Origin of the sequence: Nostoc sp., assembly GCF_036917415.1 — a bacterium.
Taxonomy (GTDB): Bacteria; Cyanobacteriota; Cyanobacteriia; order Cyanobacteriales; family Nostocaceae; genus Nostoc.
The window spans coordinates 23,049-43,704 of the sequence record NZ_JBALDJ010000120.1; the positions used below are offsets into that span (position 1 = coordinate 23,049).

Here is a 20,656-nt window from a genome sequence, read left to right on the forward strand (position 1 = left end):
AGCGTCAGATTAAGTAGATATAAAATTACTGGATTACTTGTAAAGATTTGGTGCTTTTTTTCATAAAAATAAAGTAACTGAACGTTGAAATTACTGTTTTATAAGGGTTTTTCATGGTAGGGAGGATCGCTCCAGCGTCAATCCAACATAAGTTTTTATGGTAGTCTATCAAAAAACCCATAAATAATTTTGAGCGTCAACACGTCAACAATAGTTAAAACGCTTATTTTAATAAGCTGTTAATTCTACTTAATATATGTAGAAACAATAGCTTTTGATGTATAACTAATCTGATTATTATCTAAGTAATGGTAAGGCGGGATGTCATGGTAGAGCAGGCTACTCTTCAATCAAATAAGCTACCAACGATTGAAGACACTAAATTTGCGCTTGACAACTTTAATATAGAAAACGAAATTAAAGCTTCAGCTAGGCGGGGTCAGGTCGAGCCAGTTCTTGATGCTACCAGACTTACTGCACCTACTTCTATTTGTTTAGACTTAGAAGACTTGAAGTGTTTTGAAGCAGTAGAGCGCCAATATGAACGTTGGGGAGTCATTTTTCACAATTCTCTAGCAATACAGCCATCAAACCCAGCATTTCCAACCTATTCAGGGCTAATAGTCTTAATGGGAGCGCCCAAAAGCGGATTTTTAGAAGCTACTTTTTTGCGTCCAGTTAACTCAGTTAGCGCCTTTGTCACTAGTTCGCAACGGCTAGTGCTTTCCGCCTACGATCGCGATCGGCAACTACTCGCTCAAACTGCACTACCAGGCTCTAATCTTGCCAATTCCAACTCGCCAATTTCCCCCAATACCTTATTATCTATAAATGTGAATAACATTTACAGCGTTACCTTCTCTACTTTTGATGGTCAATTCACCCTTTATAACTTTCGTTTTTGTCTTTAACTAAGACTTACGTACAAAATGCCCTTGCTCTGAGCGATTGAAAATGGTATCTTAATTTGCGCTCTGCTGTATTAGTCTACTATTCGTCTATAAAATCAAGTATTTTGTGATTTGAGCCTCGATCCTTTCTTCATCCATAGTAAAACTTATACAATAGGTAATTTCGTAATCAAGTAGGTAAACACTGTGGCACAGGCTTCGTCTTCTTGGCAGCAATTGATCAACCAAATCCCCAACTGGAACTGGTCGCTTCCAAAATTCAAGACAAAGGGAGCCATAAAGCAGCAAACATTTAAACGTTTCTCTGGCCCTGGGGGCTTTCTTGGGTTCCTGACAATTATCATTGCCATGTTGTTATGGAACTGGAAACTGCTATTGGCTCTCTTAATCGGCATTGGAGTAATGGTATTGGTTTACTCAATGCAGGAGTGGGACTGGCAATTGCGCTGGTCTAAAATACGTAAGTTCTTAAATAGTTCAAATCGTCGGTTAGTTTTAGCAGTTATCAGTGGTGGTATTGCTACTGTCAGCACTTACATGGCAGCGGCAATATGGGTTGACTCTCACAGTCACTGGATTGCTACTGGTGCGATTGTACAAGGTGTAGGAACCCTGTTAACTTTAATTTTATTGGTATGGCAAATTGTCAACTTCTATGAAAATCGAGAAGAAAACCACCTCGATCGCTTGTTGATGAATTTAACAGAAAAAGATCCATTGAAGCGGTTGATTGCTCTAGGTCAACTAACTAAATTGATCAGCCGTAAGCGAGTTGATTCTTCAGTGCAGCAAGATATTGTCCAATGCTTGCAACTCCTACTCAGTCGAGAAGAAGAAGTTGTAGTGCGAGAGGCAGCTTTTAAGAGTTTACAAGTCTGCGATCGCCTACAAGTGCTACCCCCCAAAACAGCAACAACTTTCACACCCATATCAGCAAAAGTCAAACACCACGTTTATTAGTTATTTGTCATTTGTCCTTTGTCCTTTGCAAATGACCAATGACCAATGACTAATAACTAATGACCAATGACTAATGACTAATGACTAATAACTATTTTTGAGACAACCTTCCATTACGAACTTGCACTACTGGATGATTGCACCGCCGTACCAATTGTTCATCGTGGGTGGTGACAATTACCGTAGCTCCAAAAGAATTTAACTTCTGGAGAATCTGGATCACTTGCCAGGAATTATCTGGATCGAGATTTCCAGTCGGCTCATCTGCCAACAACAAGGGTGGTGTACCAACGATCGCACGGGCAATACTCACCCGTTGCTGTTCTCCTCCAGACAGTTGATCTGGAAAACAGTCAGCTTTACTCAGCAAACCTACCAGCTTTAAGGTTGGTTCTAAACGTCGTTGAATTTCTTTACGGGTATACCCTTGAGCTTGCAGCACAAAAGTGACATTTTCTGCTACTGTTCGTTGGGTAATGAGTTTATAGTCTTGAAACACAATACCAATCCGTCGCCGCAATAATGACAAGCGATCGCCCCGCAAATCCGCTACATTACATTCATCAACAACCACTTTTCCCTGTGTAGGCAACTCCTGGCCATACAGCAGTTTCAAGAGCGTTGATTTACCAGAACCACTTGGCCCCGTGATAAACAGAAATTCTCCCTTTTTTACCTCAAGGTTTGCATTCAATAAGGCGTGAGTGCCGTTAGCATAAGTCTTGGTTACAGATTGCAATTGTACCTTTGTAGTAGTATTGCTACCGTGCTGTTGAGTTTTACTGTCCTCTCCATGAACGGAAAAGTCTTTCTTAACTTGAGTTGTTAATACTGGCATTGTTAAATTTTCCTCATACCCACAACCAAACATTTTGACTGCTTAGATGTGACATTCTCCCCAAAATAAGGATTCCCAGGTTTTGCCTGAGAATTTAAAATTTAACAAAGAAAATTTAAAATTTTTTCAATATTTTAATACTAACCAAGTAATAACACTCGGAATTCAGAACTCTGAACTCAGCACTGAGCACTCAGCACTCTTAACTAATTGCACCCCTTGCTGTCAAACGATAAACAAACGCTTTCACCGCAAATGCTGGCAAAGCCAACATCCGTCGCCAGCGCCAAGGTTCTTGATAAAGGCGATACAACCATTCCAAATTATTATTTCCTAACCAGGCGGGAGCGCGAGTTTTAGTTCCCGACCAAATATCAAAACTGCCACCAACACCAATCCAAATTGCTTGGGGACACAAATGGCGGTTTTCGGCAATCCATAACTCTTGACGTGGCACCCCCAAACCGACAAAAATCACTTGTGGCTGCAATTGAGCAAGAGTTTGTCGCAATTGTGCTTCTTCTTCTGGAGAATGGTAGCCTGAGTGAGTGCCGACTATATTCAAATCTGGAATTTGCTGCTGCCAAAAATCTGCCGTTTTTGCAGCCACTCCGGGCGCTCCTCCATAGAAAAATATCTTTGTCCCTGTCTTTTGTTGCCCAAGGGCTTGCAAAAGTTTTTCTGCTAATTCAATCCCTGGAAAACGTTGCACTTTTTGCCATAACAGCCACCGTAAATACAAAACAACCCCGGCTCCATCTGGAATCACGAGTTCAGCATTTCTAATCACCTGAGCTAATAATTGATTTCGCTCTGCCTGCATAGTCATTTCTGCATTGAGCGTTACTACATGAGTTCCTCTGCCTGTGTGCAGGCATTCTAACAACCAGCCTGGATAGTCAGCCATCACATGAACTGGTATTCCCAACACTGAAAATGCTTGATTGCCGTTAGACATAGCCTATTCTTAAGTAATACTCACACCAGATTTTGCATGAATGTTAAGTTTATCAAATTTTTTTATATTAGAACTTAGGCAAAAGAGATTCCCTTATGCCCGGCAACGAGAGAAAGCATAATTAAACTAAATAGACATAAGAGTGAACAAGAATGTATATACGTAGCACTCCTAAGTATATACAAGGGTTTTAAGTAATACATAATTAATTTCACTCCTATGTCTATTAATCTTGGGCGCTTGTACTTGGGCTGAACCAGTCCAACTTTTATTGTTACAGTGTCGTATTCACTTAGTATAAAACGCTCAACTCGCAACTCTGGTTCCGGGAATAGAAGCTCCACTATACTGCTTGCAGTTAGTGTGGGAATATGTCACGAAACTCGACTTTATGGTTATAGTGTAACGGGCTGAAGTTGGCTATGAGTAAAATTCGTATCGCTCTGATTGAAGATCATGACCTAACTCGTGTGGGTATTCGCACAGCACTACAGCAAAAAGATGAAATTGAAGTTGTAGGTGAAGCTGCTAATGCTGTTGAGGGTCTAAAAATGTTAAAAATGCTACAACCAGATATTGCCATTGTAGATATTGGTTTACCAGATAAGGATGGCATTGAGTTAACACGGGAGGTAAAATCTACTACTAATGCACAGCAGCTACTCACAAAGGTGTTAATTTTGACGCTGCGGGATAACAAAGAAGCGGTGTTGGCAGCTTTTGCTGCTGGTGCAGACTCTTACTGTATGAAAGATATCAAATTCGATAATTTGCTGGAAGCAGTACGAGTAACTTACAATGGCAACGCCTGGATCGATCCAGCGATCGCTCGGATTGTATTACAACAAGCGCAACAAAATCCTCAAAAGTTGGAATCGGCTTTGGTCGATTCTAAGACTATTGCTCCTAACCCAGATTCTTTTGAGAATTTGTCAGAAATTCCACCTTACACCCTGACAGAAAGGGAATTGGAAGTGTTACAGTTGATTGTCGAAGGTTGTAGTAATGCAGTAATTGCGGAAAGACTTTACATCACAGTTGGCACTGTTAAAACTCACGTTCGCAATATTTTGAATAAGCTATGTGCCGATGACCGTACCCAAGCAGCAGTCCGCGCCTTGCGTTCTGGGTTAGTTGGATAAATTTAATTTTGGTGTGGATCGATTGAGGATAATCAAGGGAAACTCACAACTTTGAAAAGTTATATTTTCAAAGTGAATGGCTTCTCTGATTTTCTCTTATTTATTAGGTGGGATAAACATCATATTATCTCGCCATTCAAATATATAAAAACAAAAGTCAAATATGGCTGAGATTGGTACGGACAAACTTAAACTCATGGTGGTAGATGATGAGCCAGATAACCTAGATTTACTCTACCGCACTTTTAGGCGAGATTTTCAAGTATATAAAGCCAATCATGCCTTTGGTGCTCTGGAGATATTGGATCAATTTGGCGAAATGGCGGTAATTATTTCTGACCAAAGAATGCCAGAAATGAATGGGACTGAATTTTTTAGTCGCACTGTAGAACGCTTTCCAGACACGATTCGGATTTTGTTAACTGGTTTTACTGATGTCGAAGATTTGGTAGATGCGATTAACTCCGGTCAGGTATTCAAGTACATTACCAAACCCTGGAATCCAGAACGGCTCAGAGGCTTAGTTGAGCAAGCCACTGATACATATCGTCTAGTAAAGAAGCGCACCCAAGAGTTACGTCGGGCCCTACGGCGAGAATCTTTGTTTAATGCGGTAACAACAGCAATTCGGGAATCTTTAGACTACGATAGTATGCTGCAAAAGATTGTCGCAACTATTGGAGAAACATTTGAAGCTACCAGTTGCTTGCTCAAACCAGTAGAGGGCGATCGCCTTACACAAGACGAGTTTTTCTACCGCGATCCGAAATCTGATCTATTAGATTGCTTCTTCGACTCAAGTGTTTTAATACAAAAGGTGCTGGAAACCCGTCATTATCAACTTGCTCAAGATATATATAACGGTAATCCTGGTCATCACCTAGTTGTGCCACTTAGCTACCATCAGCATCTGTTGGCTGTGCTAACCCTGCACCAATGGGGACGCGATCGCCCTTGGGAAGACGAAGACATCCAACTAATTGCAGGTGTTGCCGAACAAGCAGCCTTAGCCCTCTCGCAAGCAAAACTCTACCAACGCCTCCAAGAAAAGCAACAGCAGATTCACACTGAGTTAGAGGTGGCTCGCCAAATTCAATACAACCTGCTACGCCAAAGTTTACCTGACATCAAAGGTGTGAAGGTACAAGCTTGCTGCTATCCGGCGCGAGAAGTAGGAGGCGATTTTTTTGAAGTTTTTGTCCATCCCAAAGGCGATTTGTGGTTGGCAGTGGGTGATGTTTCTGGCAAGGGCGTCCCAGCAGCTTTATTTATGGCTAGTATTATTTCAGTTTTGCGCCGAGAATTATCTCAAGAGACACCAGCAGAGCCGAATGTGGTCATGCAAAATCTCAACCACGCTCTCAGTGAAGATTTGATTAGCAACAATTATTTTGTCACTCTTGTGTTAGCTTGTTATACCCCTAGCACTAAGGAACTGGTCTACACTAATGCCGGTCATATTTACCCAATATTATGGTCACGCCAAGGTGCTTTAGCCGAAAATCCCAATTACCTGAAAGTTCGCAGCGTTCCTTTGGGGATTTTGCCTAAGTGGCAGGCACAGTCTGGTCGATTGGTTCTCGCTGCTGGAGACACATTGTTACTAGCCAGTGATGGAATTACAGAAGCAATGGTATCAAGTAATCATGATTCAACAGTAAAAACTGAGGCTGGGGTTGAGCCAGTGAACCGTTCGATGCTGAATCAAGATGGTCTTTGGCAACTCTTACAACAAGAGCAACAACCACTTTCTCTTAACCATTTACTAGCTCGCATCCAGGCAGATAATCACGTTCAAGAAGACGATCAAACTATACTTTCACTGGAGATTTTGTAAGTCATGAAAAGTGAGCTTCATGTACCAAGCGACTTGAATTTTCTGAATATTGTTGAAAACTGGTTGTTGGGATGTTTGAAAATTCAGCTAGGGGAATCTGTAGATTGGTCGCGGCAATCAAGTCGTTTGAGACTGGCTTTAGTGGAAGCCTACTCTAATGCAGTCCGTCATGCCCACAAGGATCAACCAAATTTACCCATATTACTACGTTTAGAAGTGAAAGACCGGGATTTTGCCCTAGAAATTTGGGACTACGGCGAAGGCTTTGATATGTCTAACTACTACGCTCCAAATCCGATGGAAAAGCAAGAAGGTGGTTATGGTTGGCTGATTATGAATCGTCTCATGGATAAAGTAGATTACAAGTTGCAAGTGAATGGTGCCAACTGTCTGAAGTTAGAAGCTACTTTACCCGAATTAGCCCAATAGACAAAAGTTATACCAATTCAAAATTCAAAATTCAAAATTCAAAATTAAGAAAGCTAGACATAACAAAGGTTTGGGAGTATGTATCTGTCGCATTCTTTTTTTAAATTGGTATTACTATTTTTCAAGTCATGCTATTTATGAGGAAGAACTCAGAACTCAGAAGTCAGTAAAAAGGCATGAATCCTGTGTGATTCGGTGATAAATATTGGTTTAAAACTTTGCCCTTTGCAGTTATTTGCTACTTACTTTTCACGACGTAAAGAAAGTAACTCTTTGGGGGAAGCTAAAAGTTTGATTCTAGTATACAGAATTTGCCGTTGTTGGTTGAGGATAAATAGCCACAATACATTGACACTACACCACGAAGTTTGTGCTTTGCCTGTTACCTGGACTTGGATATCACCATTTTCTAAAGTCTCGGCTATTCCGGTGTTTGGGTAAGCTTTGATGTTTTGACCTTCTTGTTTTAAGTAGGCTGCGATCGCATCTGTCCCCACAATATCAGATTCAAATGGCGGACGCATCACACCATCTATCGCAAACAAGGCAGCAGTTGCCTCAAATTCTCCTGCATTTAAGGTTTCAAAATAACCCAGTACGCTTGGTTCTGTAATTCCCTCAATCTGGAATTCTTCTTTAAACTGCGCTGGCGATATAAATTCAGCAGAGGTCATAAAATTACCTGTATTATGGTGTCTGAATATTAATTTCAATACAAAAATAAGTAAAAAAAAAGCTGCTGTTGAGATAGATTGCTACATATTAATAAATCTTCCTGACGATGGAAGTCTTGAGCTGCTACGCAACTTAAGACAGGCTATATATCGGTTAATTAACAAATCTTAATTAAAGATATTAGCTACATAATGTACAATTGGAGCGCCTTTATTTAGGCAGAATTCAAATAAAAAAATGAATCAGTATTCCGTAACGAGCAGCAGTCTGGTGAAAGAAAAAGCCAGCGAGTTGGGCTTTCACAAAGTTGGAATTACTGCTGTAGATCGGGTAAATGCCACAGAAGCGCAGAGGTTGCAAGCATGGATTGAACTGGGTTATCACGCTGAGATGAAATGGATGGCTAATCCAAAGCGTCAGGATATCCGCTTTGTGATGCCAGAGGTGCGATCGCTAGTGTGTGTAGCCCTGAATTACTACACACCACATCAACGTCCTGAAAGTGAGGAATACGCCAAAATTTCCCGTTATGGTTGGGGAAGGGATTATCACAAGATAATGCATAGAAAACTCAAGCAGCTATCTATATGGCTAAAATCACTTGATGCAAGCGTATTAGCTCTTTATTATGCAGATACTGGCCCAGTGCAAGATAAAGTGTTGGCTCAACTTGCCGGAATTGGTTGGATTGCCAAGAATGGTAATGTGATTACACGGGAATATGGCTCTTGGGTATTTTTGGGAGAAGTGTTGACTAATTTAGAATTAGAGAGCGATCGCCCACACACAGAACACTGCGGTAGCTGTACTCGTTGTCTTCAGGCTTGTCCCACAGGTGCAATTACTCAGCCTTTTGTTGTCGATGCTAATCGTTGCATTGCTTATCATACAATTGAAAATCGGGACAAAGAATTGCCAGAGGCGATCGCACCTCATTTGCAAGGCTGGGTTGCTGGTTGCGATATTTGCCAAGATGTTTGTCCTTGGAATCAACGTTTTGCCCAAACAACTGATATTGCAGAGTTTCAGCCTTATCCTGGGAATATTGCTCCCCACCTGTTAGAATTAGCCCAAATCTCAGATCGGGAGTGGAATAAACGATTTCCAGCATCTGCCTTGCGGCGGATTAAGCCAGAAATGTTACGACGCAACGCCCTAGCTAATCTTGACGCATCCAGGCACAAGAATGACCCAGAAAGTAATTATTTTTGATTTTGATGGCACAATTGCTGATACAGTAGATGCCCTTGTAAGTATTGCTAATCGTTTAGCTGGAGACTTTGGTTATAGACAAATAAGCCCAGAACAATTAGCCTTCCTCAAGAACTTAACATCTAGGGAAATCATTAAGTACTCAGGAGTTTCTTTATTTAAAATACCTTTTCTAGTTAAGAAAGTTAAAGGGGAATTAAAAAACAAAATCCCAGAATTAAAGCCAATTCCGGGAATTAAGGAAGCATTAACAGAACTCCAAAATCAAGGATATAAACTGGGTATTATCACTTCTAATTCTAAAGAAAACGTTACACAATTTCTCACAATCAATGATTTAAATCACCTATTTGATTTTATCTACTCAGGAATTACAATTTTTGGCAAAACAACTATTATAAATAATGTCTTGAGGCAAAAGCAACTCAAACCTCAAGAAGTTATTTATGTTGGAGATGAAACCAGAGATATAGAAGCATCAAAAAAAGCAAATATCCAAGTGATTGCAGTCACTTGGGGCTTTAACTCACCGGAAGTACTAGCCAAGCAAAATCCAGATTATTTAATTCAACAACCTAGCGAACTACTAGAAGTTATGAATAGTCGTTAATTAATAGTCAAAAGTCGATAGTGATAATTTTAACAATTGACGATTGAGCAAACAATAGAGTGGGCAATATCTACCAATGCCGATAATTTCAATTCTCTTATTTTGTGACATTGCCCATCTTATATCATGTCCGGTGAAAGACTTATCACTAAGACCGCAGGGGGCAGGGAGCAGGGGGAAAGAGGGTTTTCCGGTTTCTGCATAGATTACGGGAATTATAACTAATTAACCGGACACGATCTTACAAAATAGCAAGATATTACGAAAAACTAATTTTTCCGTTCACCCTTTTCCAAAGCTTCTTTTACTAAATCATCACTAACATTATCTACACCCTCAGCCGGAGAATTCCCAACTTCCTTTGCTGACTCTAGAAAATCATTAGGATTACCAGTTGACTGAGTTTGAGTTTTTGTCTTTTGTGGCTGAGAGGTTTTCTGGTTAGGTGCAGTGGCTGCTTCAGCTGATGCTGCACCTTTACCTGTGCGGTCAACTTCACTCACACTGAATTGTTGTGCAGCTGCATAATCAGCATCAAAATCCACCGTTGGCGCTTTTTCTTCACCACTAGCTATGCTATCGGCAGCTAATTGGGCATCCTGGGTGGAAGCTTCGTTTAAATTGGGCTTCACTTCTTCATCAGGCATAATTAAAACCTTAGGTAAATTTTTTATTGCTGCAATCAATTGTAGCAAAGTAATGTGCTGCTTTATTGCTTCCTGGGGGAGATTTTTACCTCTATTAAAAGGTAGATTAAAGCTGCAATTTTCAATTAATTTAACTCTTTCTATGGGTAGTAGAATCTGATGCTTAAATTTTGGTAAGCCTTAGTTTGGCCTGTAAAATTTCTTTGGAAACAAATTTATGACTGCAAGTTACGATAAAAATATTTCTCAAGCCCAGAGCAATGAAACTCAAAACTTGGTAGATGCGTTTAACGCCTTAGACACCGATGCAAAATTAGCCTGGTTCTATTTGGTTTATAAAAAAATGGGTGACTCTGTGACTCCAGCCGCTCCAGCTGCTGCTGAACCAGAACTATCACCAATTTTATCAGAAGACTATTTTAAATTGTCAGATGAGGAGCAACTGGCAATTATGCGAGATATAGTCAACCGCAAAGATACAGAGCATTCCCGTGCTTATGGGGCAATAAAAGAAAACAATCAACTGTTGGTTTGGTATGCTTGGGCGGTAGCTATGGGAGATACGGTGGTTGATTTACCAAGCACCTACCAGCCAACTAAAGAAATTAATGATTTGCTTTCGCAAATTGAAGGATTAGAATTTGAAGAGCAAATTTCGGTGTTCCGCACAATATCTGGTGAATTGGGTTACACCGATGTCAAGCCGATCGCAACGCAAGCTGAAACTGGGAAAACGTCAAGTTTGTAATCAGTCTTGGCGACTAGAAGTCGTGGCTACACAAACTAAAGTCCGCGTAGGCGGACTTGAAGAACCTACGAGACAGCTAACTGACTCAAGTCGGCTGGGGTGAGGTTGGAATGGACTACTTGACCATCACGGAACCAAACGATGCGATGAGTTTGACGAGCGACTTCTGGTTCATGAGTTACCATCACAACTGTAATTCCACTGGCATTAAGTTCGCCAAAAATATCTAAGACTTCTTGGGTTGTACGCGAATCAAGTGCGCCTGTGGGTTCATCGGCGAGGAGTACTACGGGACGATTGACGATCGCGCGGGCGATCGCTACTCTTTGTTGTTGTCCACCAGATAGTTGAGTTGGTTTGTTGTTGAGGCGATTTGCTAAACCTACTCGCGTCAAGGCTTCTGTTGCGCGATCGCTTCTTTCTTTCGGACTCACACTAGCATAAACCATTGGTAGCATCACATTTTCTAATGCTGTAAGTTGGGGTAATAAATGAAATTGTTGGAAGACAAAACCCAGCTTTTTATTACGGATATGTGCTAAAGATTTATCATCCATTTGCGCCACATCAATATTATCTAAGTAATAATGTCCGCCTGTGGGTCGGTCTAGACAGCCAATAATATTCATAGCTGTGGATTTACCTGAACCAGATGGCCCCATAATTGAACAATATTCGCCTTCGTGAATAGTCAAATTCACATTGTTAAGTGCTTTGACTTCAGTTTCGCCACTGCCATATATTTTAAAGATATCCTCCAAACGAATAATTGTTAATTTCGGGACAGGATTAGGAACTAGAGAATCGGTAATTGAAATAGTGTTTGCCATAAGAATTTATTATTAGTTGGTAATGCAATTATAGCGATGTTTTAAGACAAGCCGCTTTGCGTCTATACTCGTTTGTATGCAATATATTTTGACCTCACTCCAAACCTCTCTCTTAAAAGGAGAAAGGTTTTGAATCTTCTCTTCTTCTCTACAAGGGAAGGGATTAATTCTGTATTAGACTCAACTGCAAACTGCTATAATTGCATCTTTACAAAATTTCCATCATTTCTCTATTTACTTCTTATCTCTAGGATAATACGCTTAGTTATCAGCCAACCTATGCCAATAAAGTTTGGGCATGGTTGTAAAGAAAAGCAATGCAGGTATAAACTTCCAAAGCAGCATTATAGGCAATGCTTGGGTTGGGCTACGCCTAAGCATTCTAATTTTTGGTGAGTTATACCAATTCTATATGAGGATGCATAGAACTATAGAATAGTGTGATAGTAAAAATTAAACACTGCTTGGCAAGTAATGGGACGCCCTTTTAACTTAGAAATCAGTGAGAGCGCTGAATATTTGTCTAAAAGTCTCAAGAAGGCTCGGACTGCTTTTGAGAAAGAACGGTTGCAAATGCTGTGGTGGATAAAAACAGGACAAGCAACACAGCATCAGGAACTAAGCCGCATGTTGGGCAGAGATGGCTCAACGGTAACACGATGGTTGCAAAAGTATCGACAAGGGGGATTAGCGAAACTATTAGAGGTCAAAGCTTCTCCTGGAGCAACTCCGAAGATTCAAGGAGAAGTGCGATCGCAGTTGGAGGAGAAACTCAAATGTTCCGAAGGGTTCAGCAGCTATGGGGAAATTGTAGAGTGGCTCAAGCAGGAATTTGATTTAGAAGTCAAATATCAGACGGTATATCGTTTGGTACACTATCAACTCCAGGCGAAACTCAAAATACCTCGACCTCATACCAATTCTATGTGAGGCTGCATAGAACCGTAAAATAGAGAGCAGGAAAGAATCAAGGCTAGAGGTAAACGATGGTACGCCCCTTAAATCTAGAAATAAGCGAGAGTACAGAGTATTTGTCCAAAAGCCTGAAAAATGCTCGCACTGCGATCGAGAAAGAACGCTTACAAATGATTTGGTGGCTAAAAACAGGACAAGTTACACAGCATAAGGAATTGAGCCGCATATTGGGTAGAGATGGCTCAACCGTCACACGGTGGTTGCAAAAGTATCGACAAGGGGGATTGGCAAAGTTACTGGAGGTCAACGTCGCACCTGGAGCAATGCCAAAGATTCAAGGAGAGGTCTTGTCTCGGCTCAAGGAGAAACTGCAATGTCCGCAGGGATTTAGCAGCTATGGGCAGATCGTTGAATGGCTAGAGAAGGAATTTAATATGCAAGTCAAATATAAAACGGTTTACCGTTGGGTACGCTATGAACTCAAGGCGACACTAAAAGTGCCTCGACCAGTAAGTAAGGAACAGGATGAACAGGTAGTGAGCCTGTTTAAAAAAACATTCCCTTTGCCTTACTAGCTCTAGAAAACTTGCTGGGTAACGGTAAGCGATTGCGTTACTTATGCCAAGATGAAACTCGAATTGGTCTGAAAACCGAAACAGGGCGAGTAATCACGGCTCGTGGTGTGAAACCGACAGTATCAGTACAATGGCCACGTGAAGCATTCTGGCTATATGGAGTAGTTGAGCCATTTGCCGGTTGGCAGTTTTATCAGGAGTATGATCATCTCAATGGTGAAACTTTTCAGAAGTTTTTAGATGCCCTCTCATTAGAACTGGGCAACGATATGGCACTGATTCAAATGGATCAGGCTTCTGCCCATCAAGCGTTAGCGTTAATCTGGCCTGATAATCTTATCCCAATATTTCAGCCTGCTCATAGCCCTCAACTGAATCCTATTGAACGATTGTGGCAGCATATTATACCAAATCCGGTTATCATAAACCACTTATAATCAAGGAAAAATAACCTCAAAAGATGAGATGCCTAAAAAAGCGTACTTAGCCAACCACTTTAATTCAGATGAACTAAAGCAGAAGTATCTCAAAAGTCAAGATACTGTGGAATCAAGACGATGGCATTTACTTTGGAAAGTCTCTTTGAATTGGACTCTCAAAAATAGTGCGATCGCCGTAGGCATAAATTATGATTATGCTAAAAAAATCCTCAAAAAGTATAACGAATTAGGAGCAGAAGGAGTCAAAAATCTTAAAAATCAACATCATGGGTCAAAAAGAGGGAAGAAATCCCTCTTAAGTGACGAACAACTAGAAAAATTAGGGAAAGAATTAGAATCGAGGCCGGCAGATGGGGGTATCTGGACTGGACCAAAAGTAGCTTGTTGGATAGAAAAAGAAAATAGTTTAGAAAAAGTTTGGAATCAAAGGGGATGGGATTACTTAAAAAAGCTGAGATATTCATGTCAGAGTCCCAGACCCAAACATAAAAAAGGAAATCCCTTAGAACAAGCAGAATTTATTCAAACGTTTCAACTATTGATTAAAACCTTACAAGAACAATATCCAGAATCTGAGATTGATGTATGGTTTTTTGATGAGCACCGAGTCGGATTAAAACCAATTTTAAGAAAAGTTTGGGCAAAAATTGGGGAAAGACCAAGGGCGATAGTTAGTCATCGTTATGAATGGTTGTATGTTTATGGATTTGTGAAACCTCAGACTGGAGAAACTTTATGATATTTAATTCCTAGAGTCAATACCTTATGGTTAAATCTGGTCGATGAAAGCTTTGCAATTGATGCTGCAATTTCTGAAAAAAAAAGGTCTTCTTAGTAGAAGATAATGCGGGCTGGCATCGAAGTAAAAAAGTAAAAACTCATGAAGGAATAATAGTAGACTATTTACCACCTTACTCCCCAGAATTGCAACCTGCCGAAAGACTATGGACTTTAGTAGATGAACCTTTAGTGAATGAATATTTTGAAACAATTGATGAAATGGAACAAGTCTTAGTAAAGCGTTGTAATATTCTCAGTGAAATGAAAGAAGAAATTAGAAATCTAACTAATTATCATTGGCTAAATGTCATTTAATTTATTAGGGGTTTATGGAAACCGGATTTGGTATTAAACGTCAATGGAAGGGTGAAAATTTTTCTTCTTTGCAGCAGCTGCGTTACCGGGTTCAATTGGAATTGGCTCAAATGTCTTCTGAATTGATCTCGTCTTTGACTAGTTATGATTTCATCCTCGAAGCTCTATTTCATGAAGCTTTATTCTATGCAGCTTCTTAGAGAATTGGTATTACGAGGGTGTTGCTGTTAGCAGAGCGCGAGAGGCTATTTGCAAACTAACAAGCACAGAAATCTTAATAATATACTTCAATTTCGTACAGAGGATCAAGTTGCCGATAATGTTCGGCAGGTTGGAAATACAGCAACCGTGCCCCGTCCGCAGCAAGTTGCTGTTGCTGGGTGTAAGCTAGATAAAACAAATTATTCTTCCAGAGATGCCAATAAGAGGGGGAACCCCCCAGCAGAGGCTCTAAAGCTTCATCTATTCGCCAAGAATGGCCCTTGAGTAATTCTCCGATTTCTGACTGGGCATCAAATGGCTCCTCCTCGGTTCCTATCAACATATCTAATTCTGACAACCTTCTTTCTTTCTCCTGTTGCTGTTCAGGGGAAGGTGCTTTCACAACTGCCTGTATTTCCTCTGGCACATCTAGTAAGAAGAATTGTGAGTACCCATTTGCATTAATCTGTTCGTCATAAAACTGGTTTTCTTCTTCTTCTATACGGTCAACGCTACCAGAAATAAACGTCTGACCCATAGCATCTGCTTCCAGAAGGATACCATTGTGACCGTATGCGCCGAAGTGAAAAGCATTGCAACCAATTTGCATAGCTAGTTCTGATAGCCGAGGGCGAGAAGCACCCCTAGCTCGACGGCATAGTAGTTCATTCGGTTCGGTTTTCACTATAGTCCATCCCGGAGTGCTAACGAATAGTCCGACAATCCATAGGTCGGGTAATAGCAGCCAGGGAGTTTGGCGCAATTCCTCATTTGATAAGGTTTGAGGTAGTTGGGAAATGCGACGGCAACCTTCAAGCTCAAAGATACGGCTTATAGCCAGTTCGATTGAATCTAAATTATTTGACTGGATACAAGTAGTGTAATTTCGGAACTCGATAAACAATGACAACCTCCTAAATCGTTAAAGTTATTAAGGTCGCACGCATTACTAGCTTATGCTTAATTTAAAACTTGGCATTGTCTGTGTTGGAATAGCTAGGGAAGGAATGCGGTAGTTTTCAAAGGAGATGGCAGCAAGCTTCAATTAGGAAGTGACTTCCTGTGACTCTAATGTTCTATTTATAGAACTAGATTTACAGTGCAATGACTACATTCGGATATTAAGAGCATTATAGATCCGCAGGGGAACCAGGTTTTATATAATAAATATCGAAATTCGGATACTTGGTTGCGTACAAGCTCTCAGCGGCTATAGCAACGTTTTGATTATCAAAAGCAAGGAAAAATGTACGTCCACACAATTTTGCTACCAAATCTCTGTAATAGAGTTCTCGTTCTAGTAGTTTTTTATTATACTGTTCTCTAGGACTTAGTTGTTGACCATTTGCTGCTTTGATTAAGAAAAGCTGAGATGTTTTAACTTCCGCTAGGGCTTTTAAAGGTACTGATTCTTGTGTATGAATTTTTCCTTTATCTTTAACTTCGCCGTCGTAAAAAGAATAAGACGCTAGTGAATTATTTGCTATTACAAGGTAATCACCTTTAGCACCCGTAACCCATTCTGCAAAGTCATCATGTGGTTTATAACCACCTAAATGCCTATCTAATTCAAGATTAAAGCATCCATCGTCAGTTTCTACTTTACCTTTAGTGAAAACTTCTTGTTGTGTTATTCTCTCCGAATTGTTTCGGTCATTGATAAGCGTAATCAACTTTCTTCGCTGTGCTTCGGTTAGCTGCTCAACTAGCTCACGTTCTTTATCATTACTGTAAGGCTTGTTTGTAATCGGATTTGTATCAGCTATATGTGATGGATTTTTTGTAGGTTGATTATCGTTTCCTTCAAAAATTTCGTACAGTAGTCGCAGAATTATAGCTCCAAAATCTGTGATAGGTGACTTATCGCCTTCTGAGATATAAGATCCATATATGTCAGCAGCAGTACCGTTAGTCCTTGAATTTCCTATACTGAAATTAGTAGACTTATTGGATTTAAGAGTGCCGCTTTCGTAGGCAATGTTGACCCAACCTTCTTGATTGACACCAGTGTAGATGCTGTACTTAGCATCGTTAATGGAGACAGAACCAGTAACTCTAACCAAGCCATCAGCTTGTACGTAAATTTTGCCACCAGTGAGATTGCCGTCAGACCGGAGATACCCAGTTCTAACTCCTCCAGAGGAGCTGACGATAGTAATGGCTCCACCGTTTGAAATGACATTTCGGCTAACAACATTGCCAACAGAAGAGATATATACATCACCGTTATTGGTCGTGATATCGCCTTGTGTAGTAACTGTACCCTGTTTGGCAATTAAAGTAACTGTGCCCCACTCGGAACTGATTTTACCTGTAGTAACTTTCTGATTAGCTTGTATGGCTACGTGACTACCACTATTAATTTCGCCAGAGGCAATGACATTGTTTTGGCTACTTACTAAAGCAACTGTACCGTATGCTGATGTGATATCTTGAGCAAATACATTCTTGGCAGCACCAAGAGTCACATTATCAACGCTAGAGATCGTACCTTGGGCTTTAACATTACCACTGCTGCTAATCAAAGCAACTGCACCATCAAGTGATGTAATACCTTGAGTAACTACATCTTTAAAAGCCCCAAGAGAGACATCACTATTACTCGTAATTGCACCATTGACAGTAACTGCGCCCTGACTGGAGTTAAGAAGAACTACATCATTGGCAGACTGAATTTCCTGGGTAGTAATGTTCTGTTTGGCTAGAGCAGTTACACCATAATCACCATAGACAGCAGCCGCCAGAAGAATTAGTCGAAATTAGCCCAGAAGATAGACAAGAAACTAGACCAGATTATCAAGCTGTGCGCGATCGCGTTTTGAAATCATTCACAACAGGGCGGGGGAGAATTGCCCCCTCAGCTCCTCAATATAAAAGCGCAGTCAAAGTGTTGGACAGGTTTATCGCTGAAATACAGGGAAACGCAAAAACTTGAGTCAGCTAATTACAAATGACTCTTTTGCTGATATCAGTTTTGAAATATTCAATGCCCTAACTCAACGCTCAACGCTTACAATCTCGTTGGTCAGACTTTCCATCACAAAGCATTGGCACAGTTCACACTTTTCAAGGTGTCAGAAATCAGTAATCATTTTCTCGACGCGCCAATGTCAATCAACTGATAGCCTCTGGTTTATGAATCGCCGACCTAATTTACTGAATGTGGCTGTCAGCAGAGCGCGAGAACTGTTTATCCTGGTGGGGAATTTGGGGCGAATTTCTGAAGGGGGGCATACCAGAGAATTAGTGAAGTATATCAAGGAATTTGGCGTTTGTGATTATGACTCGCGCAGTTTTTGGGGCGAGAGATAGGTACTATGAATTTATAGCTATTATGATGCTATAAATACATAAACTATGCTTAACCTTTGAATCGAAAATATTTATGAGTGAATTCAGTGACAGTTATCACCTGTCAACCTCAAATATAAAAGATGTCAAGCTTTTAATTCGACAGTCAGACCGTTATGGAGTGGTTATTCCCAGTTCAACAAAATACATTCCCTTTATTCTAGAGGGACTAGAAGAGGTAGGTGGATCGATTGATCAACTTGTCCAGCACAATACTAAACTTTTGATTCACTATGCGTTTGCTGAAGACCACGGTTGTTGGATCAACTTCTTCGACAAAGATAGAGAACTAGCTTGCCTTTCCTATCAAGCAGGAGATAATCAGTTGTTCAAAAAACTTGCAGCACCTTTGGATAATTTGCTCAGTCGAGCAATCATCAATGAATCTACTGCATCTAGTTTACAAGAACTAGCAACCGATTTAGTTGTTGAAGAAATAGGGCCTAAGATTGCGGGAGTCTTAGGTTTACAGCACGTTTCCTGGTTGAGCTGTGCTGATCTAACCTACCAGAGTAAAAAAGACCTTCAAAAACGATTTCCAGGTGCTGAGTTCATCAATTTTTCTAAACGAGGTCAGATTCAAACTTCTGCACAGTGTATCCCCAATGAATGGTGTTCAGAACCAGATCAGCCATCATTTATGTACCTTCCTGTACCAAGTCTGCAGTTGACTGTGGAAGAAGAAGCTATGGTTAATCGACATTTTCAATATTGGACTAAATTTGGTGACTATAATAACGAGACTCAAGAAGGGTTTTGGATGTACGAGCATTACCGGAAGTATTTGCCATCACGATATCGATATCTCAGTAACCGACTGATGAACTTGTACGGACAGCCTACCAAACTTTTGGAAACCCTTGGTGCAATCATTAAGCTGATAGGCACAAACGTAAACTGGGAAGAAGACCTTCGTGGTTTCTAAAACATAACCAAATTTTATTTTTTTCACCCTATAAAAGTTTCTAATTCATCCACGTCCAGTATGAAATATCATGGCAGATATACTCAATTTTTGTAAAAATAACAGGTTTTCGTAATGCAACACTGTATTTTTGTCATGGAAGAGGTATAAAGTTACGTGGTGGTACAAGAATTCGCAACGCCTCGGAAACAATTAAGTAGGCGAAGAGCGCTGCCCCAGTTAAACCTGTAATCTCGCTTATTATCGTTATAGGATCTGCCGGATTTGATTTTTGTTGTGTTTGGTTTTCAGGTATATTTGAAAAAGTCCCTCTGTTATACTTATAAATAATAGTCCCAGCTTGGGGTGATGCAAAGGTATAATATCCCCCAGGAGCAGGAATAACACCGAAAGTCCCTGGCTCAATACTCGAACCCAAATTAATTGTTATACCTGCTTTTTTGAAAAGAGCAGCATATCCCGTGGCAACAGGAAGAGCGAGGCTCTGCTGATTTTGTGACTTGATTTCATAAAGATCATGCTTATCTACATTTAGAATGTCAAGTTTTTTCTGCTGTTTTTTTTCAGACAGTGCATTTATATTGGGTTTCTCTCCCCTTTCTTGAAATGTATTTAAGATTGTACTTATGGGATAGTAGTTGACGAATACTTTGTCGTTTCTATGTTGATCCTTGTAGAAAGCTGCAATATCATTATGCGCTTCAATGCCCAGGTAATAGGGTATTGGCTGATTGCCAGGTGGATTGAAAGGCCCAGGGCCAATTCCAGGAGGGTTACTCGCTTCTAGTGTTCCTTTGATATTACTTTCGATTAAAGCATCAAAATTTTTAGTGACAAGGTTTGATAATGATTTATCTTTATCAATACCTAGAGCAATAATTTGAATATTACCTAAATCATAGCTGCCAACAAGTGATTCTAGTGGTGCAATTGTGTAACTGCTGGCGATGATATTTCCTTGAGTAGTAACAGCACCTTGGTTGCTAAACAGACCAACTATTCCATGTCGTGTTTTGATGCTATGAGTAGTAACATCACCGTCTGCCGCAATAATTACACCACCAAGGGTATTGATGTCACCCTTATTGTTCACACCTCCAGAGCTAAGAATCGCTAATTGATTTGCATTGATGCTACCAGTGGTGACATCACCACTGTTTTGATTTTCAAGGTTCGCATTTTCATCTAAAAAAATGCTGACTTTACCTGAGCCATTAGTGAATAAGTTAGCAGTGGAGATATCAGTAGCAGCCTTCAAGGTAATATAGCAACCGCCAAGGCGGTTTGGGCATAAACTAGAAATAGTTTCTTTCCTTTTGCTGGGAGCGCGATCGCTGTACATATGCCGAAACCCTAC

23 protein-coding genes and 1 pseudogene are annotated in these 20,656 nt (G+C 40.4%); 16 read left to right on the forward strand and 8 right to left on the reverse strand.

The features are described 5' to 3' along the window. Positions 1–308: 308 nt before the first annotated feature. Positions 309–911 carry a hypothetical protein gene (locus V7K41_RS29460; protein WP_334854002.1) on the forward strand — a complete coding sequence of 201 codons (603 nt, stop codon included), beginning with the start codon at positions 309–311 and terminating at the stop codon, positions 909–911. Between the two features lie 186 nt (positions 912–1,097). Continuing rightward, positions 1,098–1,871 carry an armadillo-type fold-containing protein gene (locus V7K41_RS29465; RefSeq protein ID WP_334854004.1) on the forward strand — a complete coding sequence of 258 codons (774 nt, stop codon included), beginning with the start codon at positions 1,098–1,100 and terminating at the stop codon, positions 1,869–1,871. A gap of 91 nt (positions 1,872–1,962) precedes the next feature. On the opposite strand, the gene ftsE is transcribed toward V7K41_RS29465, so the two are convergent. Further along, the gene (gene ftsE, locus V7K41_RS29470) at positions 1,963–2,709 is read right to left on the reverse strand and encodes a cell division ATP-binding protein FtsE (RefSeq protein ID WP_334854005.1); all 747 of its coding nucleotides are present in this window, start codon (positions 2,707–2,709) and stop codon (positions 1,963–1,965) included. Positions 2,710–2,911: 202 nt separating this feature from the next. Then, entirely contained in the window at positions 2,912–3,667 is a 756-nt protein-coding gene (locus V7K41_RS29475; RefSeq protein WP_334854007.1) for a WecB/TagA/CpsF family glycosyltransferase, read from the reverse strand. A 422-nt stretch (positions 3,668–4,089) separates the two neighbouring features. Between V7K41_RS29475 and V7K41_RS29480 the strand changes: the two genes are divergently transcribed. The 3 genes from V7K41_RS29480 (at position 4,090) to V7K41_RS29490 (ending at position 7,075) form a co-directional block, all read left to right on the forward strand. Next, entirely contained in the window at positions 4,090–4,809 is a 720-nt protein-coding gene (locus tag V7K41_RS29480; protein ID WP_334854009.1) for a response regulator transcription factor, read from the forward strand. A 163-nt stretch (positions 4,810–4,972) separates the two neighbouring features. Next, positions 4,973–6,646 carry a SpoIIE family protein phosphatase gene (locus V7K41_RS29485; protein WP_334854011.1) on the forward strand — a complete coding sequence of 558 codons (1,674 nt, stop codon included), beginning with the start codon at positions 4,973–4,975 and terminating at the stop codon, positions 6,644–6,646. A gap of 3 nt (positions 6,647–6,649) precedes the next feature. Further along, positions 6,650–7,075, forward strand: coding sequence for an ATP-binding protein (locus V7K41_RS29490; RefSeq protein ID WP_334854013.1), 426 nt, complete (start codon positions 6,650–6,652; stop codon positions 7,073–7,075). A gap of 242 nt (positions 7,076–7,317) precedes the next feature. On the opposite strand, the gene V7K41_RS29495 is transcribed toward V7K41_RS29490, so the two are convergent. After that, positions 7,318–7,749, reverse strand: a complete 432-nt coding sequence (locus tag V7K41_RS29495) for a ketosteroid isomerase family protein (protein WP_334854014.1) — start codon at positions 7,747–7,749, stop codon at positions 7,318–7,320. Between the two features lie 238 nt (positions 7,750–7,987). Here V7K41_RS29495 and queG point away from each other — a divergent pair, with 238 nt between their 5' ends. Then, a complete protein-coding gene (gene queG, locus V7K41_RS29500; protein WP_334854016.1) occupies positions 7,988–8,962 on the forward strand; it encodes a tRNA epoxyqueuosine(34) reductase QueG in 975 nt (324 codons plus the stop codon). Continuing rightward, complete coding sequence (locus V7K41_RS29505; protein WP_334854018.1) at positions 8,937–9,572, forward strand: HAD-IA family hydrolase; 636 nt, start codon at positions 8,937–8,939, stop codon at positions 9,570–9,572. The genes queG and V7K41_RS29505 overlap by 26 nt, the downstream gene beginning before the upstream one ends. Positions 9,573–9,841: 269 nt before the next feature. Here V7K41_RS29505 and V7K41_RS29510 read toward each other — a convergent pair whose 3' ends face one another. Continuing rightward, on the reverse strand, positions 9,842–10,219 hold the full coding sequence (locus V7K41_RS29510) for a hypothetical protein (RefSeq protein ID WP_334854020.1): 378 nt from the start codon (positions 10,217–10,219) through the stop codon (positions 9,842–9,844). Positions 10,220–10,436: 217 nt separating this feature from the next. On the opposite strand from V7K41_RS29510, the gene V7K41_RS29515 reads away from it, so the two are divergent. Next, complete coding sequence (locus tag V7K41_RS29515) at positions 10,437–10,967, forward strand: orange carotenoid protein N-terminal domain-containing protein (protein ID WP_300412130.1); 531 nt, start codon at positions 10,437–10,439, stop codon at positions 10,965–10,967. 65 nt (positions 10,968–11,032) lie between these two features. Here the strand turns inward: V7K41_RS29515 and V7K41_RS29520 are convergent, their stop codons facing one another. Further along, positions 11,033–11,797: an ABC transporter ATP-binding protein gene (locus V7K41_RS29520; RefSeq protein ID WP_334854022.1), complete on the reverse strand. Its 765-nt coding sequence runs from the start codon at positions 11,795–11,797 to the stop codon at positions 11,033–11,035. Between the two features lie 474 nt (positions 11,798–12,271). Here V7K41_RS29520 and V7K41_RS29525 point away from each other — a divergent pair, with 474 nt between their 5' ends. The 6 genes and pseudogenes from V7K41_RS29525 to V7K41_RS29550 all read left to right on the forward strand — a co-directional run bounded on the left by V7K41_RS29525 (position 12,272) and on the right by V7K41_RS29550 (position 15,022). Beyond that, positions 12,272–12,727 carry a helix-turn-helix domain-containing protein gene (locus V7K41_RS29525; RefSeq protein WP_334854024.1) on the forward strand — a complete coding sequence of 152 codons (456 nt, stop codon included), beginning with the start codon at positions 12,272–12,274 and terminating at the stop codon, positions 12,725–12,727. A 56-nt stretch (positions 12,728–12,783) separates the two neighbouring features. Next, complete coding sequence (locus V7K41_RS29530) at positions 12,784–13,287, forward strand: helix-turn-helix domain-containing protein (RefSeq protein WP_334854026.1); 504 nt, start codon at positions 12,784–12,786, stop codon at positions 13,285–13,287. Positions 13,288–13,319: 32 nt separating this feature from the next. Next, a complete protein-coding gene (locus tag V7K41_RS29535; RefSeq protein WP_334854028.1) occupies positions 13,320–13,724 on the forward strand; it encodes a transposase in 405 nt (134 codons plus the stop codon). A 28-nt stretch (positions 13,725–13,752) separates the two neighbouring features. Then, positions 13,753–14,466 carry an IS630 family transposase gene (locus tag V7K41_RS29540; protein ID WP_334854030.1) on the forward strand — a complete coding sequence of 238 codons (714 nt, stop codon included), beginning with the start codon at positions 13,753–13,755 and terminating at the stop codon, positions 14,464–14,466. 95 nt (positions 14,467–14,561) lie between these two features. Further along, positions 14,562–14,822, forward strand: a pseudogene (locus tag V7K41_RS29545) (transposase); the annotation flags it as partial. A 14-nt stretch (positions 14,823–14,836) separates the two neighbouring features. Further along, positions 14,837–15,022, forward strand: a complete 186-nt coding sequence (locus tag V7K41_RS29550) for a hypothetical protein (RefSeq protein ID WP_334854032.1) — start codon at positions 14,837–14,839, stop codon at positions 15,020–15,022. 74 nt (positions 15,023–15,096) lie between these two features. On the opposite strand, the gene V7K41_RS29555 is transcribed toward V7K41_RS29550, so the two are convergent. Both V7K41_RS29555 and V7K41_RS29560 read right to left on the reverse strand, forming a co-directional pair. Then, a complete protein-coding gene (locus tag V7K41_RS29555; RefSeq protein ID WP_334854034.1) occupies positions 15,097–15,927 on the reverse strand; it encodes a hypothetical protein in 831 nt (276 codons plus the stop codon). Positions 15,928–16,153: 226 nt separating this feature from the next. Next, positions 16,154–17,548: a hypothetical protein gene (locus V7K41_RS29560; protein ID WP_334854036.1), complete on the reverse strand. Its 1,395-nt coding sequence runs from the start codon at positions 17,546–17,548 to the stop codon at positions 16,154–16,156. A 610-nt stretch (positions 17,549–18,158) separates the two neighbouring features. On the opposite strand from V7K41_RS29560, the gene V7K41_RS29565 reads away from it, so the two are divergent. Then, positions 18,159–18,335, forward strand: coding sequence for a hypothetical protein (locus V7K41_RS29565; protein WP_334854038.1), 177 nt, complete (start codon positions 18,159–18,161; stop codon positions 18,333–18,335). A gap of 73 nt (positions 18,336–18,408) precedes the next feature. Further along, positions 18,409–19,299: a hypothetical protein gene (locus tag V7K41_RS29570; RefSeq protein ID WP_334854039.1), complete on the forward strand. Its 891-nt coding sequence runs from the start codon at positions 18,409–18,411 to the stop codon at positions 19,297–19,299. A gap of 133 nt (positions 19,300–19,432) precedes the next feature. On the opposite strand, the gene V7K41_RS29575 is transcribed toward V7K41_RS29570, so the two are convergent. Continuing rightward, positions 19,433–20,656 (reverse strand): hypothetical protein (locus V7K41_RS29575; RefSeq protein WP_334854041.1); only part of this gene is annotated, 1,224 nt, incomplete at its 5' end.

Excerpts from the sequence above, each read along its gene's own strand:
- V7K41_RS29460 (WP_334854002.1), top strand. The coding sequence starts at position 309 with ATGGTAAGGCGGGATGTCATGGTAGAGCAGGCTACTCTTCAATCAAAT.
- ftsE (WP_334854005.1), bottom strand. The coding sequence starts at position 2,709 with ATGCCAGTATTAACAACTCAAGTTAAGAAAGACTTTTCCGTTCATGGA.
- V7K41_RS29475 (WP_334854007.1), bottom strand. The coding sequence starts at position 3,667 with ATGTCTAACGGCAATCAAGCATTTTCAGTGTTGGGAATACCAGTTCAT.
- V7K41_RS29480 (WP_334854009.1), top strand. The coding sequence starts at position 4,090 with ATGAGTAAAATTCGTATCGCTCTGATTGAAGATCATGACCTAACTCGT.
- V7K41_RS29485 (WP_334854011.1), top strand. The coding sequence starts at position 4,973 with ATGGCTGAGATTGGTACGGACAAACTTAAACTCATGGTGGTAGATGAT.
- V7K41_RS29490 (WP_334854013.1), top strand. The coding sequence starts at position 6,650 with ATGAAAAGTGAGCTTCATGTACCAAGCGACTTGAATTTTCTGAATATT.
- V7K41_RS29495 (WP_334854014.1), bottom strand. The coding sequence starts at position 7,749 with ATGACCTCTGCTGAATTTATATCGCCAGCGCAGTTTAAAGAAGAATTC.
- queG (WP_334854016.1), top strand. The coding sequence starts at position 7,988 with ATGAATCAGTATTCCGTAACGAGCAGCAGTCTGGTGAAAGAAAAAGCC.
- V7K41_RS29505 (WP_334854018.1), top strand. The coding sequence starts at position 8,937 with ATGACCCAGAAAGTAATTATTTTTGATTTTGATGGCACAATTGCTGAT.
- V7K41_RS29510 (WP_334854020.1), bottom strand. The coding sequence starts at position 10,219 with ATGCCTGATGAAGAAGTGAAGCCCAATTTAAACGAAGCTTCCACCCAG.
- V7K41_RS29515 (WP_300412130.1), top strand. The coding sequence starts at position 10,437 with ATGACTGCAAGTTACGATAAAAATATTTCTCAAGCCCAGAGCAATGAA.
- V7K41_RS29520 (WP_334854022.1), bottom strand. The coding sequence starts at position 11,797 with ATGGCAAACACTATTTCAATTACCGATTCTCTAGTTCCTAATCCTGTC.
- V7K41_RS29525 (WP_334854024.1), top strand. The coding sequence starts at position 12,272 with ATGGGACGCCCTTTTAACTTAGAAATCAGTGAGAGCGCTGAATATTTG.
- V7K41_RS29530 (WP_334854026.1), top strand. The coding sequence starts at position 12,784 with ATGGTACGCCCCTTAAATCTAGAAATAAGCGAGAGTACAGAGTATTTG.
- V7K41_RS29540 (WP_334854030.1), top strand. The coding sequence starts at position 13,753 with ATGCCTAAAAAAGCGTACTTAGCCAACCACTTTAATTCAGATGAACTA.
- V7K41_RS29550 (WP_334854032.1), top strand. The coding sequence starts at position 14,837 with ATGGAAACCGGATTTGGTATTAAACGTCAATGGAAGGGTGAAAATTTT.
- V7K41_RS29565 (WP_334854038.1), top strand. The coding sequence starts at position 18,159 with ATGAATCGCCGACCTAATTTACTGAATGTGGCTGTCAGCAGAGCGCGA.
- V7K41_RS29570 (WP_334854039.1), top strand. The coding sequence starts at position 18,409 with ATGAGTGAATTCAGTGACAGTTATCACCTGTCAACCTCAAATATAAAA.